At 73.6% G+C, this 17,143-nt stretch carries 9 protein-coding genes; 5 read left to right on the top strand and 4 right to left on the bottom strand.

Annotation, left to right across the window (positions count from 1 at the left end; translation table 11 throughout):
- Nucleotides 1-16 precede the first annotated feature (16 nt).
- Together ACGFIO_RS12195 and ACGFIO_RS12190 are read right to left on the bottom strand one after the other, a co-directional pair.
- Nucleotides 17-2,266, bottom strand: coding sequence for an AAA family ATPase (locus tag ACGFIO_RS12195; protein ID WP_392825516.1), 2,250 nt, complete (start codon nucleotides 2,264-2,266; stop codon nucleotides 17-19).
- A gap of 153 nt (nucleotides 2,267-2,419) precedes the next feature.
- The gene (locus tag ACGFIO_RS12190) at nucleotides 2,420-3,202 is read right to left on the bottom strand and encodes an SDR family NAD(P)-dependent oxidoreductase (protein ID WP_392825515.1); all 783 of its coding nucleotides are present in this window, start codon (nucleotides 3,200-3,202) and stop codon (nucleotides 2,420-2,422) included.
- Nucleotides 3,203-3,291: 89 nt separating this feature from the next.
- Here ACGFIO_RS12190 and ACGFIO_RS12185 point away from each other — a divergent pair, with 89 nt between their 5' ends.
- Nucleotides 3,292-4,104: a helix-turn-helix transcriptional regulator gene (locus tag ACGFIO_RS12185; protein ID WP_392825513.1), complete on the top strand. Its 813-nt coding sequence runs from the start codon at nucleotides 3,292-3,294 to the stop codon at nucleotides 4,102-4,104.
- A 92-nt stretch (nucleotides 4,105-4,196) separates the two neighbouring features.
- Nucleotides 4,197-5,240 (top strand): carboxypeptidase-like regulatory domain-containing protein, encoded by a 1,044-nt coding sequence (locus ACGFIO_RS12180; RefSeq protein ID WP_392825512.1) that lies wholly within the window; start codon nucleotides 4,197-4,199, stop codon nucleotides 5,238-5,240.
- A gap of 54 nt (nucleotides 5,241-5,294) precedes the next feature.
- Here the strand turns inward: ACGFIO_RS12180 and pdxY are convergent, their stop codons facing one another.
- Together pdxY and ACGFIO_RS12170 are read right to left on the bottom strand one after the other, a co-directional pair.
- Nucleotides 5,295-6,146, bottom strand: coding sequence for a pyridoxal kinase PdxY (gene pdxY, locus ACGFIO_RS12175; protein ID WP_392825511.1), 852 nt, complete (start codon nucleotides 6,144-6,146; stop codon nucleotides 5,295-5,297).
- A gap of 4 nt (nucleotides 6,147-6,150) precedes the next feature.
- On the bottom strand, nucleotides 6,151-7,473 hold the full coding sequence (locus ACGFIO_RS12170; RefSeq protein ID WP_392825509.1) for a lysine N(6)-hydroxylase/L-ornithine N(5)-oxygenase family protein: 1,323 nt from the start codon (nucleotides 7,471-7,473) through the stop codon (nucleotides 6,151-6,153).
- 141 nt (nucleotides 7,474-7,614) lie between these two features.
- Between ACGFIO_RS12170 and ACGFIO_RS12165 the strand changes: the two genes are divergently transcribed.
- The 3 genes from ACGFIO_RS12165 to ACGFIO_RS12155 all read left to right on the top strand — a co-directional run.
- Nucleotides 7,615-8,559 carry a methionyl-tRNA formyltransferase gene (locus ACGFIO_RS12165; protein WP_392825507.1) on the top strand — a complete coding sequence of 315 codons (945 nt, stop codon included), beginning with the start codon at nucleotides 7,615-7,617 and terminating at the stop codon, nucleotides 8,557-8,559.
- Nucleotides 8,560-8,637: 78 nt separating this feature from the next.
- A complete protein-coding gene (locus tag ACGFIO_RS12160; RefSeq protein WP_392825504.1) occupies nucleotides 8,638-12,858 on the top strand; it encodes an amino acid adenylation domain-containing protein in 4,221 nt (1,406 codons plus the stop codon).
- Nucleotides 12,855-17,143 (top strand): amino acid adenylation domain-containing protein (locus ACGFIO_RS12155; protein ID WP_392825501.1); only part of this gene is annotated, 4,289 nt, incomplete at its 3' end. The genes ACGFIO_RS12160 and ACGFIO_RS12155, both read left to right, overlap by 4 nt.

Here is a 17,143-nt window from a genome sequence, read left to right as displayed (position 1 = left end):
TTGGTTGTCGTGCGCGTCATACCCGCCAGCGGTCCGGGCCGCCCGGCGCGGGCTGGTAGCGCAGGGCGGCGCCGGTGCGGATGGACGCCTGCAGATGCGCGCCGGCCAGCGGGGCGACCGCCGCGATCCGGGCCAGCGCCGTGCGTACCGTGCGGGTGACGCTGACCCGGGCCCGCTCCGCCTCGGCGCTCGGCCGCCGTGGGCGACCTCCGAGTCCCGTCGCCTGGCGCAGTTCCCGCAGCACCGCCGACCGTTCGGCCACCAGGCGGGTCGAGCCGTCCGTGTCACCGGCCCGGTCGGCCGCCGCCAGCTCGTCGTCGATGGCGGCGAGCCGCCGCCGGAAGGTCGCGCGCCCCGTGTCGTCCAGCACCGGATCGGCGGGCGACGGCCGCAGCCCCGCACCGCCGGCGGCCAGATCGAGCGCGCTGATCTCCCGGCCGCCGGCCGCCAGCAGCGCGCGCAGGTGATGCAGGCCGCGGCAGTCGCGCACGCGGACGTCCTCGGTCCCGGCCCGCAACCGCCAGTCAGCGTCTTCCGCGTGCAGGGACCACTCGATGCCGTCCGGGCGGCTCAGACCCAGCCGCCGGCTGATGTCGCGAGACCGGGCGTCGCCCCGCAGCTCGAGGATCGACGCCAGCCAGGGCAGCGCGCCGAGCCGTTCGGCGAGGGCGGCGGCCCGGTCGAGGTGAGCCCGCGCCACGTCGGTCCGGCCCAACCGCATGGCGAGCCGGCCGAGATACTCGTCGACCGGCCCGACGATCATGTTGGCGCCGCCCCAGACGATCAGGCGCCCCGCATAGGGCTCGAGTGCGTCATGAAGAGCCCGCACCGCCGGCTCGTGCGTTGACCCCGGGCCGAAGGAAGCGACCCAGGCCAGGTCGGCGACTGCGCCGAGCCAGCGAGGGCCACCGCCGGCCAGGACCGCGGGCAGGAGGCGGTCGAGTTCCAGGCGGGCTTCGTCCAGTCGGCCGGTCTCGGCCATGACCCGTGCCGCGGTCGCCTCGAAATAGTGGCCGGGCAGGCGGCGGGCCAGCGCCAGCAACGGCGTGACCAGGTCGCCGGGCGTGCCGCGGAGCAGGGCCAGCCGGCCGGACAGCGACGTGGTCAGCCGGTCGGTGTCGGCGATCCCGGCGGCCCGGCCGCGTTCGGCGACCTCGCGGGTCAGGGACTCGGCCAGGTCGAACCGGCCGCGCACGATGGCGAGCATCGCCTGCCGGGCCGGCACCACTACCTCGGCGGCCGGGTCGCCGTCGAGATCACCGGCCTTGGCGTACGCCGCCAGCGTCGCCTCGGCCGCATCCAGTTCGCCCAGCTCGGCCAGCGCAGTGAACCGCCACAACAGTCCGCGCCGCTCGGTCGCGGTGTCACCGGCGGCCCGGGCACAGTCGACGATCTCGGACGCGACACCGAGGCGTTCGGCCGCCGCCGCCGGATCCCACAGCGCGTGCAGCCTGCAGTCGAGCACCTCGGCCGTCACCCCGGGGTCCCCGGCCTCCCGCGCCAGTGCGGTGGCCTCTTCGACCAGTTTCCGGCGCCGGCCGGCCGCGGACGCGTCACCGAGCAGCTCGCGGGCCAGCCGGGCGAGGACCCGGGCGCGTACCGCCGGCGGCACCGGACGCGTCGCCGCCTCCTCCAGCAGCCGGATCAGCGCCACGTCGAGGTCCAGGAATTCGGCCCGCGAGGGGATACTGAGCGCGAGCCCGACCAGCACGTCGCCGTCGCCGGGAAACCCGCCCGCGAGGTCGGTCGCGGCGCCCGGCCGGACGGCGGAGGTGAGCTCGGCGGCGAGGTCGAGGGCGGTGCCGGGGCGGCCCGCGGAGGCGAGCCACACTGCGTACGCCGCGTCGGGTGAAAGGCCGGGCACCAGCGCCGCCACCTCGGTCCTGGTCAGCGGGGCCAGCCGCAGGTCCCCGGCCGAGCCGCCCACGGTGGCCAGGATCGCGGTGGCGCCCGACGGGAGGCGGGGTGCCCGTCGGTGCAGTTCGGCGACGGCGTCCGGGCCGGCCCGATCGAGGTCGTCGAGTACCACCAACCGGGGGCGGCCGCTGTCGGCGTGCCCGTCGACGGTGGCCCCGACCGCGTCGCCGGCGGCGCGGACGACATCGAGGCCGCGTGCCCGGGCCTCGGCCGCCGCGGCGTCGGCGAGCGCGGTCCGGCCGGAGCCGGGTGGCCCGCTCACCACGAGCTGACCGCCGGTCCCGGCGGCGGCGCGGTCGAGCAGGCGGCGTACCGCGGCCAGCTCCCGCGCCCGGCCGATCAACGACACCGGCCGATCATCCCACCGCGGCGAGCCGAGTCGTCGGCCGACCCGGAGGTGAGGGGCGGGAGCCGGGACGGGGGTGGAGGGAGACAGGACGGGGGAGACGGCATGCCGGAACGAGGGGAAGGGGAGGCGGGACGGGGAGAAGGGGGCGGGACGTCAGTTGGCCGGGCGGTAGCGGGACGCGAGCTCGGGGCTCTGGCCGTTGAAGGCCGCCAGGTCAGCGGTGAACACCGCGTCGAGCAGGCCCGCGTCCTCGACGCCGGGGGCGACGACGACCTCACCCAGCTCGAGCCCGCGCAGGCTGGCGGTGACCACGTCGTCGGCGCTCATGCGGCGTACCGCGCTGAGGTCCATGCCCTGGCGCTCGTGGAACTCGGTGGCGACCACGCCGGGGCAGAGGACCTGCACGCGGACGCCGGTTCCCTCGAGTTCGGCGCTGAGGGTCTGTGACATGGCGACGGCGAAGGCCAGGCCACCGGCGTAGACGGCGCGGCGGGGCGGCACCGAGCTCGGCGCGGGGCCGCTGAAGGCGATCATGCCGGCCACGTTGATGATGGTGCCCTCGCCGCGGGCCCGCATCCCGCCGACGACGGCCCGGGTCAGCATGGTCGGCGCCACCACCTTGACGTGGGCCAGCTCGCGGGCCTTGGCGGCGGGCAGCTCGGCCAGCGGCATGTAGTGGGCGACGCCGGCATTGTTGACCAGCAGCGAGATGTCCTCGGTGGCGCACACCCGGGCGACGGCGTCGACGCCTTCGTCGGTCGACAGGTCGGCGACGATGCCGCGTACCGCGATCTCGGGGTGGGCCGCGGCGAACTCCTTCAGCCGCTCCTCGCGGCGGCCGACCAGGATGAGGTCGTGGCCGAGTGCGGCCAGTCGCTCGGCGAAGGCCTTGCCGATGCCCGAGGTGGCGCCGGTGACCAGGGCCAGCTTGCTCATGAGGTACTTCCTTCCATGACGATCGTTCCAGCTTTACCCTCGGCCGGGGGCGGCGGCAGTGCCGGTCTTTTCCTGGTATTGCTCTTCCTATGACCGACGACCTGTTGGCGAACTATCTCCGGGCGCGGCGGTCGCAGCTGCGGCCCGGTGACGTGGGGTTGCCGGGCGCGGGCGGGCGGCGCCGGGTGAGCGGTCTGCGTCGCGAGGAGGTCGCGCTGCTGGCGGGCATCAGCGCCGACTACTACCTGCGGCTCGAGCAGGGGCGGGGCGGCACGCCGTCACCGCAGGTGGTGCGGGCGCTGGCCCGGGCGCTGCGCCTGGACGAGGCCGCCACGACCTATCTGACCAGCCTGACCGCACCGTCCGCGCCGGCCGCGGGCGCGACGGGGGAGCAGGTTCCGGCCAGTGTCGAGAACCTGGTCTGGCTCCTGCCGTGGCCGGCCTTCGTGACCGGCCGGAACTTCGACATCCTGACGGCCAACCCGAGCGCCGCGTTGCTGTCGCCGGAGCTGACCGTGGGCCGCAACCGGCTGCGTTCCTTCTTCCTGGTGGAGTCCGAGCGCAGCCTCTACCGCGACTGGGAGGCCACCGCGCAACGCTTCGTGGCCGTGGTTCGCGACATCGTCGGCCGTGGCGCGAGCCGCCCCGATTTCCTGGCCCTGGTCGGCGAGCTGACCGAGCGGAGCGCGACCTTCCGCGACCTGTGGGGCCGGCACGAGGTGGTCGCCCGGGACACCGAGCTCGCGCTGCTGGACCATCCGGTCGCCGGTCATCTGCGTCTGAACCTGGAACGGCTGATCGTCATGGGCCGGCCCGACCAGGGCCTGGTCATCTACCACCCGACCATCGGCTCGCAGGACGCCGACCGCCTCGCCGGCCTGCTCGGAATCGCCGTCTCCTGACCAGCACGGCTCGCGCAAACGGCCGCCGACAGGGCATAGTGGCGCGCGGTGTTATCGACCGGTGTCGCTTGCCGTGGAGAAGGTGGTTGGACGTGACGACGGCCATTCGGGCCCGGTGGACTTTTGCCGCCGCGGTGATCGCGCTGGTCGGCGGGCCTCTGGCGGTGTCCGCGGAGCCGGCTGCGGCCGCTGCGCCGAGCATCGTGATCGAGCGGCTGTCGTCGGACAACGTCAAGTCGGGCGAGACGGTGCGGGTGCGGTTCCGGGTGACGAACAACGAGCGCGGCACCCAGCGTGCCTTCGTGGTGGTCGGTGGCGGGTTGCGCTGCACCGCCGGCTGTTCCGCGACCCGTGACTTCGGGCCGGGCCGGGGCGCGTCGTTCGACGCCACCCTGGTGGCACCTCAGGTGAGTGCCAACGAGCAGTCGGGGCGCAATCTGTCGGTGGCCGTACGCATGGGCGCCGAGAACGCCTTCGCCAACAAGCTGATCATGGTCCGGGGCTCGGACCAGGCACCGGGCGGGGACAAGCCGGCGGCGGGGGTGAGTCAGGTCTCCGGCCGGGTCGTGGACGCCGACGGCAAGGCGGTCGGCGGCGCGGCCGTGACCGTCCGGGACAGCACGGGGCACGAATACCGGACGACCAGCAACGGCGACGGCCGGTTCTCGCTGCGGTCGAGCGCCGGCAAGCCGATCGCCGCCGGCTCCATCTCGGTGGCCGCGGTCAAGGACGGATACCGCGCTTTCCGTACGAAGGTGCGGGGTGCGGCCGGAGGCGCCGCGACGGTACGGCTCACCCTGGCCGCCGTGCCCGCCGCGTCGACGCCGCCGCCGTCCCCGTCGGTCGTGGCGAGCTCGCCGGCGGTGGCCGAGGTGCCGGTCACCGAGGAGAGTTCGGCCGGTGCGCCCCTGGGCACCCTCAAGAACGTCAGCGACCAGGGTGACGGCCCGCTGCTGTTCAGCATCCTGGGCGGACTGCTGGTCGCGGTGGGTCTGGGCGCGCTGGTGATGATGCTGATCCGCCGGCGGGGCCAGGACGAGCCGGGCGAGCCCGCTCCGGCCGCGCCGGTCACCGTGAGCATGGCCGACGCCCAGACGGCGGTGCTCCGGGCGGTGCCGCCGGACGGCGGGTTCTGAGGCGCGTTCACAACCCGGCCCCGCCGCAGCCCGGGCCGGGTCGTGAAAGACGCCTCAGCGCACCTGTTCGGCCTTGAATTGCATGCGCGGGTGGGCGTAGAACTCCTGGGCCTCGATCAGCTGGAGCTCGCGCTGACCTGAGCGGTACGTGGTCTCGATCAGGTCGAAGACGCTGGAGGCGGTCCGCCGCAGTGCCACCGCCGCGTCGCCGGTCGTCACGTAGTGGGCGGTGAACAGGGCCGCGGTGACGTCACCGGACCCGTTGGCCTTGAACGGCAGGTGCGGTGTGTTCACCAGCCAGGCTCCGGACGCGTCGACGACCAGCATCTCGATCGTGTCGCCGGGCCGGTCGGGGCGCTCCACGCTGGTGACCAGGATCGTGCCGGGGCCCATGGCGCGGGCCAGGTCGGCCGAGGTCAGGGTCGACTCGATGCTCGCGGGTTCGGTGCCGGTGAGGTAGCCGAGCTCGAACTGGTTGGGGGTGATGATGTCGGCCACCGGCACCACCCGGTCGCGCAGCAGGTCGGGGATCTCGGGGGCGACGAAGCAGCCCGACTTGGCGTTGCCCATGACCGGGTCGCAGGCGTAGACGGCGGCCGGGTTCGCGGCCTTGACCCGGCGTACCGCGTCGACGATGACGTCGCCGATGCCCACCCCACCCTGGTAGCCCGACAGCACGGCGTCGATCTGCGGGAACACGCCGCGTTCCTCCACGCCGAGCAGGATGTCGGCCACGTCCGACGGCGGCAGCAGCGGGCCGCGCCAGGCGCCGTACCCGGTGTGGTTGGAGAAGTTGACCGTCGGGACCGGTACGACCTCGACCCCGATGCGCTGCAGCGGGAACACGGCCGCGGAGTTGCCGACGTGACCGTGCGCGACCGCCGACTGGATGGAGAGGACCCTCATCGTTTCAGCGTAGTGACACCGCCGGGACGGCGCTGGCGGTCGGTGACCGGGTGGCGATGGAGGTGAGGATGTCGCCGGAGCGGACCGCCGCGGTGGACAGCAGGGACGCGGTGATGCCGTGCGTGTGCTCGGTGCCGCCCTGCAGGTAGATGCCGGCCGTCATGGATTCCTCGGTGCGGAGGCGGTAGTCGCGTTCGACCCGGGCCCGCCCGAACTCGTCCCGTTCGCAGCGGGCGGCGGCGCCGCCGAGCAGCGGGAACGGGTCGACGGGGGCGTAGCCGGTGGCGCAGACCAGCACGTCGGCGTCGAGCGGGATCAGTTCGCCGGTGGCCAGGGTCTCGATGTCGACGGTGACCCGGTCGCCGTGCTCGGTGGCGCCGGCCAGCCGGGACATGTTGATCAGGCGTAGCCGGTTGGTGCCGGCCACCCGCTCGCGGTAGACGCGCCGGTACAGGTCTTCGATCAGGTCGGTGTCGACGACCGAGTAGTTCGTGTTGCTGTGGTAGTTCATCAGCATGGTCTTGACCTCGGGTGGCGCGGTGAAGAAGTCGTCCACGGCGGCCGGGTCGAAGATGCGGTTGGCGAACGAGCTGTCGTCGGCGGGGCTGTAGCCGTACCGGGAGAAGACCCCGCACACCTCGGCCGCCGGGAAGCGTTCGTGCAGGAAGGCGGTGATCTCGGCCGCGCTCTGCCCGGCGCCGACGACCACGAACCGGTCGGCCTCGCGGATCTGGCCGATGTTGGTGAGCAGGTCGCGGCTGTGCCAGATCCGCTCACCGAGGGTGACCCCGGGCGGGGCGAGGGGCTGCAGGCCGGTCGCGACCACGAGGTTGCGCGCACGGTACGAGCTGACCGCATCCCCGGACCGGACCCGCACGTCGAACGCCTCGACCACCCCGTCCCGTTCCACCGGCACGACCTCGCTGACCTCGCTGCCGTAGCGAACGACGCCGTCCACCTTGGCCGCCGCCCATTCGAGGTAGTCGTGGAACTCGACCCGCAGCGGGAAGAACGTCTTGTGGTTGATGAAGTCGATCAGCCGGTCGCGTTCCTTGAGGTAGCACAGGAAGCTGAACTCGCTGGCCGGGTTGCGCAGCGTGACCAGGTCCTTGAGGAACGACACCTGCATGGTGGCGTCCTCCAGGAGCATGCCGCGATGCCACCCGAACCGGGCCTGTCGTTCGAGGAAGACGGCGGTGAGGGGGGTGGATCCGGCGGCGGAGTTGTGCTCGTGGACGGCGATGGCCAGAGCCAGATTGGACGGACCGAAACCCACTCCGGCCAGGTCGTAGACCGGGACGTCGCGCTGCGGGGCGGTCAGTGACATCGGCAGTCCTCATCGTCGGGTCGACCGTGTCGACGCGGTTACGGCCCGGAGGAAAACCGTCCCCCGGTTCGGCGAAATCTGAGGTTAGACTAACCTAACTTTTCCCGGGATCGGGGCCGGAACGATGGACCAGGAGGAACCGTGCGGGTTGTCATGTTCGGGTACCAGACGTGGGGTCATCGCACCCTGCGGGCGCTGCTGGACTCCGAGCACGAGGTCGTCCTCGTGGTCACCCACCCCCAGAGCGAGCACGCGTACGAGCGCATCTGGAGCGACTCGGTCGCCGACCTCGCCGCCGAGCACGGCATCCCGGTCGAGATCCGCAACCGGCCCGATGACGACCTGCTCGTACCGCTCAAGGAAGCCGCGCCCGACGTCATCGTCGCGACCAACTGGCGTACCTGGATCCCGCCGCAGGTCTTCGATCTACCCCGGCTCGGCACCCTCAATGTGCACGACTCGCTGCTGCCCAAGTACGCGGGCTTCTCGCCGCTGATCTGGGCGCTGATCAACGGCGAGAAGGAGGTCGGGGTGACCGCGCACATGATGGACGGCGAGCTCGACGCCGGCGACATCGTGCTGCAGCGCTCGGTCGAGGTCGGGCCGCGGGACACCACCACCGACCTGTTCCACAAGACGCTGGAGCTGTTCGGCCCGATCACCACTGACGGCCTCGCGCTGATCGAGTCCGGTCGTACTGACTGGACTCCGCAGGACCGCTCACAGGCCAGCTTCTTCCACAAGCGATCGGACGAGGACAACCGGATCGACTGGACCTGGACCGCCGAGGAGCTCGACCGGCTGGTACGGGCGCAGTCCGACCCGTACCCCAACGCGTACACCTTCCATCGGGGCCAACGCCTGCGGATCACCGCCGCCCGCGTCTCCAAGGGCGTCTACGGGGGTACGCCCGGCCGCATCTTCTACCGCGAGGACGACGCCGTGGTGATCGTGGCCGGCGCCGAGGCCCGCCGCGGGACCAGCCACGGCCTGGCCGTCGAGCGCGTCCGGCTCGACGACGGCACCGACCTGGGCGCGACCGAGTACTTCCGCACCATGGGCGGATACCTGACCCGCCACCCCTGATCCCCGCACGACCCGTACCGGCCGGTGGCGACGAGGCCACCGGCCGGCACGACGCTGAGCTACACCGGGAGTGACTGCATGCAGATCATCGGTGAGGACCGCACCAGCGGCGGTCCGCTGACCGTCGCACCGGCCACGCTGCCCGACGTCTTCGCGGCCGTGGCGCGCCGGTCGCCGGAGGCGGTCGCGGTGGTCTTCGAGGAGACCGAGATCGGGTACGCCGAACTCGACGCCCGCGCCAACCGCCTGGCCCACGCCCTGGCCGCCCGCGGCGTCGGTCCCGACCGGCTGGTCGGCCTGGCGGTGCCGCGGTCGATCGACATGATCGTGGCCGAGCTGGCCGTGCTCAAGGCCGGCGGCGCCTACCTGCCGCTCGACCCGGCCGACCCGGCCGAACGGCTGGCCTACGTGACCGGCGACGCCGGCCCGGCCTGCCTGGTCACCACCACCGAGGTGGACGGACGGTTGCCGGCGCGGCCCGGCGTGCCGCGGCTGCTGCTCGACGACCCGGACTTCGGGGCCGAGCTCGCCGCCGCGCCGGCCACCGACCCGGACCGGTCCGGCCTGCGGGTCGAGCACGCGGCCTACGTGATCTACACGTCCGGCTCGACCGGCCGGCCCAAGGGTGTGCTGCTCACCCACACCGGCGTCGCGAAGCTGCTGTCGACCCAGTTCGAGCGGTTCGGGCTGACCCCGGACGTACGCGTCCTGCACTTCGCCTCGCCCAGCTTCGACGTCGCGTTCTGGGACCTGTGCCTGGCCCTGCTCTCGGGCGGTCGGCTGGTCGTCGTGCCGGCCGACCGGCGGGTGGCCGGACCGGCGCTGACCGAGTACGCGCAACGACACCGGGCCAACTTCATGATCCTGCCGCCGGCGCTGCTGGCCGCGCTGCCGGCCGGGTGCGAGCTGCCGCCGGGCATTCTGCTGGCCGGGACCGAGCGGGTCTCGCCCGAGCTGGTGGCCCGGTGGGCGCCGGGGCGGCGGATGTTCAACGCGTACGGCCCGACCGAGGCGACCGTCAACTCCACGCTGGGCGAGTGCGATCCGGACCGGGTCGACGGCGCGTCCGTACCCATCGGACGCCCCGACCCCGCCACCGACGCGTACGTGCTGGACGACAGCCTGCGGCCGGTCGCGACCGGCGTACCCGGTGAGCTCTATCTCGCCGGTCCGGGCCTGGCCCGCTGCTACGTCAACCGGCCCGGCCTGACCGCCGAGCGGTTCCTGGCCGATCCGTACGGCCCGCCCGGCCGCCGGATGTACCGCACCGGTGACCTGGCCTGCTGGCGCGAGGACGGCAACCTCGACTTCCTGGGCCGGGCCGACGACCAGGTGAAGGTGCGCGGCTACCGGATCGAGCTCGGTGAGATCGAGTCGGTGCTGTCCCGCCACCCGGGCGCCGGGCCGGTCGCGGTGGTCGTCCGCGAGGATCGGCCGGGCGATGTCCGGTTGGCCGCGTACGTCGTCCCGGCCGGCGAGACCGCGCCCGAGGAACAGGTCGAGGGGTGGAAGGAGCTGCACGAACTGCTCTATCAGGCCGGCCGGGTCGAGCGGTTCGACGAGAACTTCACCGGCTGGAACTCCAGCTACGACGGATCGCCGATCCCGCTGGACGAGATGCGCGAGTGGCGGGACACGACAGTGGACCGGATCCGTGCGCTGTCGCCGCGGCGGGTGCTGGAGATCGGCGTCGGCAGCGGTCTGCTGTTGTCGCGGCTGGCGCCGGAGTGCGAGAGCTATTGGGGCCTGGACCTGTCCGAGGAGGCCGTCGCGACGCTGCGCGGGGCGGTCGAGGGGATGCCCGGCGTCACGTTGCGCGCCCAGCCCGCACATGACCTGACCGGCGTACCCGAGGGCTTCTTCGACACCGTCGTCATCAACTCGGTCGTGCAGTATTTTCCCAGCGCCGGCTACCTGGCCGGGGTGCTGCGGGAGGCGACGGCGCGGCTGGCGCCCGGCGGCTCGATCTTCGTCGGGGACGTCCGCAACCTGCGCCTTCGGGACCGGCTGCCGGGAAGCCTGGACGCGGAGAAGGAACTGCTGCTCGACCCCGACTTCTTCGCGGCCATGCCGGGGGCCGAGGTCCTGGTCAAGCGGGGCCGCTACGACAACGAGCTGAGCCGGTTCCGGTACGACGTGGTGCTGTCCACCGCGCCCGTGCCGCCCCCGCCGGCCGAGATCGCGTACGCCTGGGGCGGCCGCCGCGACGACCTGCTGACCGGGCGGCCGGCCCGGTTGCGTGTCACCGGTGTCCCGAACCCGCTGCTCACCGACGCCGGCGCCCCGGGCGTCGAGGACTGGTACGAGCTGGCCGCCGCGCACGGCTACCGAGTCGCGGTGACCTGGGACGGCACCTCCCCCGTGGGCGACCTCGACGTGGTTTTCCAGCGCGACGGCGTGCCCACCGGCGCCTACCGCCCGGGCGGCTTCCCGCGGGCCAACACCCCGGCCGCCTTCGCCGACCCGGCCGCGCTGGTCAAGGCGTTGCGGCTGCACGCCGAGTCGTGGCTGCCCACGTACATGGTGCCGACCGGCTTCGTGCTGCTCGACCGGCTGCCGGTGCTGTCCAGCGGCAAACTCGACCGGGCGGCGCTGCCCGCCCCCGACTACGCCGCGCTGGCCACCGGCACCGCCCCGCGCACCCCGCGCGAGAAGGCGCTCTGCGACCTGTACGCCGACGTGCTCGGCGTGCCCGGCGTCGGCATCGACGACGACTTCTTCGGCCTCGGCGGCGACAGCATCGTGTCGATCCAGTTCGTCCTGCGGGCCCGGGCCGCCGGCCTGGTCTGCACGTCCCGGCAGGTGTTCGAGCACCGTACGGTGGCCGCGCTGGCCGAGGTCGTCACCGACCTGGACAGCGGCCCGCGGGACCGGCCGGACGACGGCGTCGGCGACATCCCGTTCACCCCGATCCTGCGCTGGCTCGACGAGACCGGCGGCGCGATCGGCGCGTTCAGCCAGTCGATGGTGCTGACCACGCCGGCCGGCGCCACCGAGGACGAGTTGCGTACCGTGCTGGGGCTGCTGGCCGACCGGCACGACCTGCTCCGCGCCCGGCTGTTGCGGGCCGACGGCGTGCTCCGGGTCGCACCGCGCGGCGGGACCGTCGACTGGCTGAGCACCGCCGCGCCGGGCGCGTCGGTCGAGGCCGAGGAGCAGGCCGCGGCCGGGCGCCTGGACCCGGAGAACGGCGTCATGGCCCAGGCCGTGCACTTCGAGGCCGATCGGCGGCTGCTGCTCGTCCTGCACCACAGCATCGTCGACGGCGTCTCGTGGCGGATCCTGCCGGCCGACCTCGCCACCGCGTGGCCGACCGGCCAACTGGAACCGGCCGGCACCTCGTTCCGCCGCTGGGCCACCGATCTGCGCGAGGCCGCCCGCCGGCCCGGCCGCGTCGCCGAGGCGGCTCTGTGGCGGGACATCCTCACCGGCCCCGACCCGGCCCTGTCGCACCGGCCGCTGCGCCCGGTCGACGACCTCGCCACCGTGGCCCGGCACACCGTGCGCCTGCCCGCCGCGACCACCGAACCGGTCATCACCACGGTTCCGGCCGCCTTCCACGCCGGCATCAACGACGTGCTGCTGACCGCGCTGGCCCTGGCCGTGGCGAGCTGGCGCGAGCGGACCGGCCGGGGCGGCGTGCGGTCGGTGCTGATCGCGCTGGAGGGCCACGGACGCGAGGAGCAGGTGGTCGCCAACGCTGACCTGAGCGCGACGCTGGGCTGGTTCACCAGCGTCTTCCCGGTGCGGCTGGACCCGGGCGACGCCGACCTGACCGAGGCGCTGGCCGGCGGACCGGCCGCGGGGGTCGCGCTCAAGCGGGTCAAGGAGCAGCTGCGGGCCATTCCGGACCACGGCATCGGGTACGGAATGCTGCGCCACCTCAACCCGGCCACCGGGGCGACGCTGGCCGGCCTGGCCGCGCCGCAGATCAGCTTCAACTACCTGGGCCGCTTCGACGCCGGCCGGGACGGGGACTGGGCGCCGGTCGCCGGGCACGGGATCCTCGCCGGCGGGTTCGACCTGGGCATGCCGGTGGCGCCGTACACCCTGGAGATCAACGCGTACGTGCAAGACACCGCGGCCGGCCCGGAACTGGGTGTGACCTGGGCGTACCCGCGCGACCTGATCGACGACGCCGCGGTCGCCGACCTCGCCGCGGGCTGGTTCGCCGCCTTGGAGGCGCTGGCCACGCACGCCCGCGGCCCGGCCGCCGGCGGTCTCACCCCGTCCGACCTGACCCTGACGCTCAGCCAGGACGAGATCGACGAGTTCGAAGCCGAATGGGAGCTCCCGTGACCGCGCCCGCCGGGCTCGCCGACGTCCTGCCGCTCACCCCGCTCCAGGAAGGCCTGCTGTTCCACACCCAGCTGGCCGCGGACGGGCCGGACGTCTACACCGGACAGCTGACCATCGACCTGCCCGGGCCGCTGGACGCCGAGCGGCTGCGCGCGGCCGGGCAGGCACTGCTCGACCGCCACCCCAACCTGCGGGTCGCGTTCCGTCGCCGCAAGAACGGCCAGGCCGCTGCCCTGGTCCCGCGGCAGCTCGCGCTGCCCTGGGCCACTGCCGACCTGACCCCCGGCGAGCTGCCCGGATTCCTCGACGCCGACCTCGGCCGCCGCTTCGACCCGGCGACCGCCCCGCTGCTGCGGATGACCCTGGTCCGGCTCGGCCCGGAGCGGCACCGCCTGGTCTTCACCCACCACCACCTGCTGCTCGACGGCTGGTCGATACCACTGGTGCTGGCCGAGTTGCTCGCCCTCTATCGTGGCGACGACCTGCCCGAGCCGGCCGACTTCCGCACCTACCTGGCCTGGTGCGCCGCGCAGGACCGCCCGGCGGCCGAGCGGGCCTGGCGCGACGCGCTGTCCGGGCTGGACGGCCCGACCCTGCTGGCCGGGCGGCCCCCGGCGCGGGCGGTCGTCCCCGACCGGGTCGTCCGCGACCTGCCGGCCGACCTGACGGCCCGGCTCATCACGCTCGGCCGCGCCCGCGGTCTCACCTTGAACACCCTGGTGCAGGGCGCGTGGGGAATCGTCGCCGGAGCGCTGACCGGCCGGGACGACGTGGTGGTGGGCGCGACGGTGTCCGGCCGCCCGCCCGACCTGCCCGGCGCCGAGCGGATGATCGGGCTGTTCATCAACACGATCCCGGTGCGGATCCGGCTCGACCCGGCCCGCCCGGTCGCGGCCGCCCTGCGCGACCTGCAGGACGGCCAGGCCCGCCTGATGGATCACCAGCACCTCGGGCTGGCCCAGATCCAGCGGGCGGCCGGGCCCGGCGAGTTGTTCGACACCCTGACCGTCTTCGAGAACTACCCGCTCGGTGCCGGTGAGAACGTGAACGCCGAGGTGCGGGACTGCGCGCACTACCCGCTCACCCTGACGGCGCGGCCGGGCCAGCGGATGCACCTGGACCTCGAGTATCGCGGCGACCTCTTCGACGCGGCCGCCGCCGAGACCCTGCTGGACAGGCTGACCAGGGTGCTGACCGCGATCTGCGACATGCCGAACGCCCCGCTGGCCGCGATCGAGGTGCTCGGACCGGCCGAACGCGACACGATCCTGCGCGACTGGAACGACACCGCCGCACCGGTTCCCGCGGCCACGATCAGCCTCCTCCCGGCCGGCCGGGAGGAGGCCTCGGTGGCGCTGGTCGCCGACGGTCGCATGTGGACGTACGGCGAGCTGGACCGCTGGGTCGCGGGCCTCGCCGGGGTGCTGCGGGAGCGCGGAGTCGGCCGGGGTGACCTGGTCGCGCTGGCGCTGCCGCGGGCGTTGACCGTGCCGGCGCTGTTCGGTGTGCTGCGCAGTGGTGCCGCCTACCTGCCGCTCGACCCGGAGCAGCCGGCCGAGCGGATCGCCGGGATGCTCGCCGACGCCGCGCCCGCGCTGCTGCTGACCGCGGGCGCCGACGGGCCCGAGTGGGCCGGGGAGCGGCTGGTCGTCGGCGCCGGCGTGCCCGCCACGGCCGAGCCGGTCACGGCCGAGATCGCCGGACCGGACGACCCGGCGTACGTCATCTACACCTCGGGCTCGACCGGCCGCCCGAAGGGCGTGGTGGTCCCGCACCGCGGCATCGTGAACCTGCTCGCCACCCACCGCGAGCACCTGATGGCCGGGCCGCACCGCCGGGTGGCGCACGCGGCGTCGTTCACCTTCGACGGCTCGTGGGAGCCGCTGCTCTGGATGCTGGCCGGGCACACCCTGCACGTCATCGACGCGGACGTCTACCGGGACGCGGCGGCGATGGTCACCTACCTGCGCGACCAGCGGATCGACGTGCTCGACGTGACCCCGACCCACCTGCGTGAGCTGATCCCGGCCGGGTTGCTCGACGCCGGGTTGAGCGTGTTGCTGGTCGGTGGTGAGGCGATCGACGCCGAGCTGTGGGCGCGGGTCTGCGCCGGTCCGGGTCTGGTGTGTCACGACCTGTACGGGCCGACCGAGGCGTCGGTGGACGCGTTCGGCTGGGACGGTCCCGCGCGTGAGCCGTATCGCCTCGCCAACGTGCGCACCTACGTGCTCGACGGCGCGTTGCGCCCGGTGCCGCCCGGTGTGCTCGGGGAGCTGTACGTGGCCGGTGCGGGCCTCGCCCACGGCTATCTCAACCGTCCGGGGCTGACGGCTGAGCGCTTTGTCGCCGATCCCTTCGGGCCGGCCGGTGAGCGGATGTATCGCACCGGGGATCTGGCCCGCTGGAACGAGTCGGGTGCGTTGGAGTTCGCGGGCCGCGCCGACGGTCAGGTGAAGGTGCGCGGGTTCCGGGTCGAGCTGGGGGAGATCGAGGCCGCGCTGGGTGGTCAGGCCGCGGTCGTGGTGCGCGACGGCCGCTTGGTGGCGTACGTCGTGGGCGAACCCAAGGACGTCCGTGACGTGTTGCCCGGCTACATGCTTCCGGCGGCCGTCGTGCGGGTGGACGCGTTGCCGCGGACCGTGGCCGGCAAGCTCGACGTGGCGGCGTTGCCCGATCCCGACTTCGCGTCGAGTTCCGGGCGGGCCGCTCGTAGCACCCGCGAGCAGCGGTTGTGTGATCTGTTCGCCGAGGTGCTGGGTGTGCCGTCGGTGGGTATCGACGATGATTTCTTCGTGTTGGGCGGGCATTCGCTGCTGGTGATGCGGCTGGCCGGCCGGGTCCGGGCGGTGCTGGGTGTGGACCTGCCGGTGCGCGCCGTCTTCGACACCCCGACCGTGGCCGGGCTGGCGCCGAAGCTCGCCGGTTCGACGCGGGCGCCGCTGGTGCGGCAGGTGCGTCCCGAACGGATTCCCCTTTCGTACGCCCAGCAACGCCTCTGGTTCCTGTATCGCCTCGATGGACCGAACCCGACCTACAACATCCCGATCGCCTGGCGGCTGCGCGGTGCCCTCGACCGGGACGCGCTCCTCGCCGCGGTCGGCGACGTGGTGGCCCGCCACGAGACCCTGCGCACCGTCTTCGCCGAGGACGAGGAGGGCCCCTACCAGCGAGTACGGCCCGCCGGCGGGCTCGAGGTCGAGGTCGAGGACGTGACCGAGGCCGCGCTGGGCGACCGGCTGGCCGCGATCGGCGAACACGGCTTCCGCCTCGACCAGGAACCACCCCTGCGGGCGCGGCTCCTGCGGATCACGCCGGACGAGCACGTGCTGCTCCTGCTGCTGCACCACATCGCCGGCGACGAATGGTCGGACGTGCCGCTGCGCCGCGATCTCGTGGCGGCGTACACGTCCCGCTGCACCGGGCGTGCGCCCGACTTCCCGCCGCTGCCGGTGCAGTACGCCGACTTCGCCCTGTGGCAGCGCGCCGAGTCGGCCGACCTGGCCGGGCCGATCGAGGAGTGGCGGAAAGCGCTGGCCGGACTCCCGGAGGAACTGGAGCTGCCGGCCGACCGGCCGCGCCCGCCGGAGGCCACCTACCGCGGCGACGTGACCGCCTTCGACCTCGCCGCCGACGTCACCCGGCACCTGCGCACGCTCGCCCGCGCCACCGGCACGTCGATGTTCATGGTGGTGCAGGCCGCGGTGGCGGTGCTGCTGACCCGGCTCGGCGCGGGCACCGACATTCCGCTCGGTTCGCCGGTGGCCGGGCGGCCCGACGCGGCGGTGGACGACCTGGTCGGCTTCTTCGTCAACACGCTGGTGCTGCGGACCGACACCTCGGGCGACCCGTCGTTCCGGGACCTGCTGGGCCGGGTGCGGGAGACCGACCTGGCCGCCTTCGACCGGCAGGGCGTGCCGTTCGAGCACCTGGTCGAAGCGCTGAACCCACGGCGGTCGCTGGGCCGGCACCCGCTCTTCCAGACCATGGTCTCCTATCTCGGCGAGGCCGACGCGGTCTGGCATCTGGGGCGGCTGCGGGTCGAGACCGAGCGGGTACGCCAGCGGGTCGCCATGTTCGACCTGTCGTTCGACTTCTTCGAGACCCGCGACGGTGTCCGCGGCGAGCTCGAGTACGCCACCGACCGCTACGACCGCGCCTCGGCCGAGACGCTGATCGACCGGCTCAACCGGGTCCTGGCCGCGGTGGCGGCCGACCCGTCGGCCCCGATCGGCCGGGTCGACGTCCTCTCCGCTGGTGAGCGTGCCCGCCTGTTGTCCGCCCCGGT

The organism is Actinoplanes sp. NPDC049265, from assembly GCF_043197135.1.
GTDB lineage: Bacteria > Actinomycetota > Actinomycetes > Mycobacteriales > Micromonosporaceae > Actinoplanes.
Note: the sequence above shows the minus strand (reverse complement) of the source record. Positions and strands in the feature narration are given on the sequence as shown.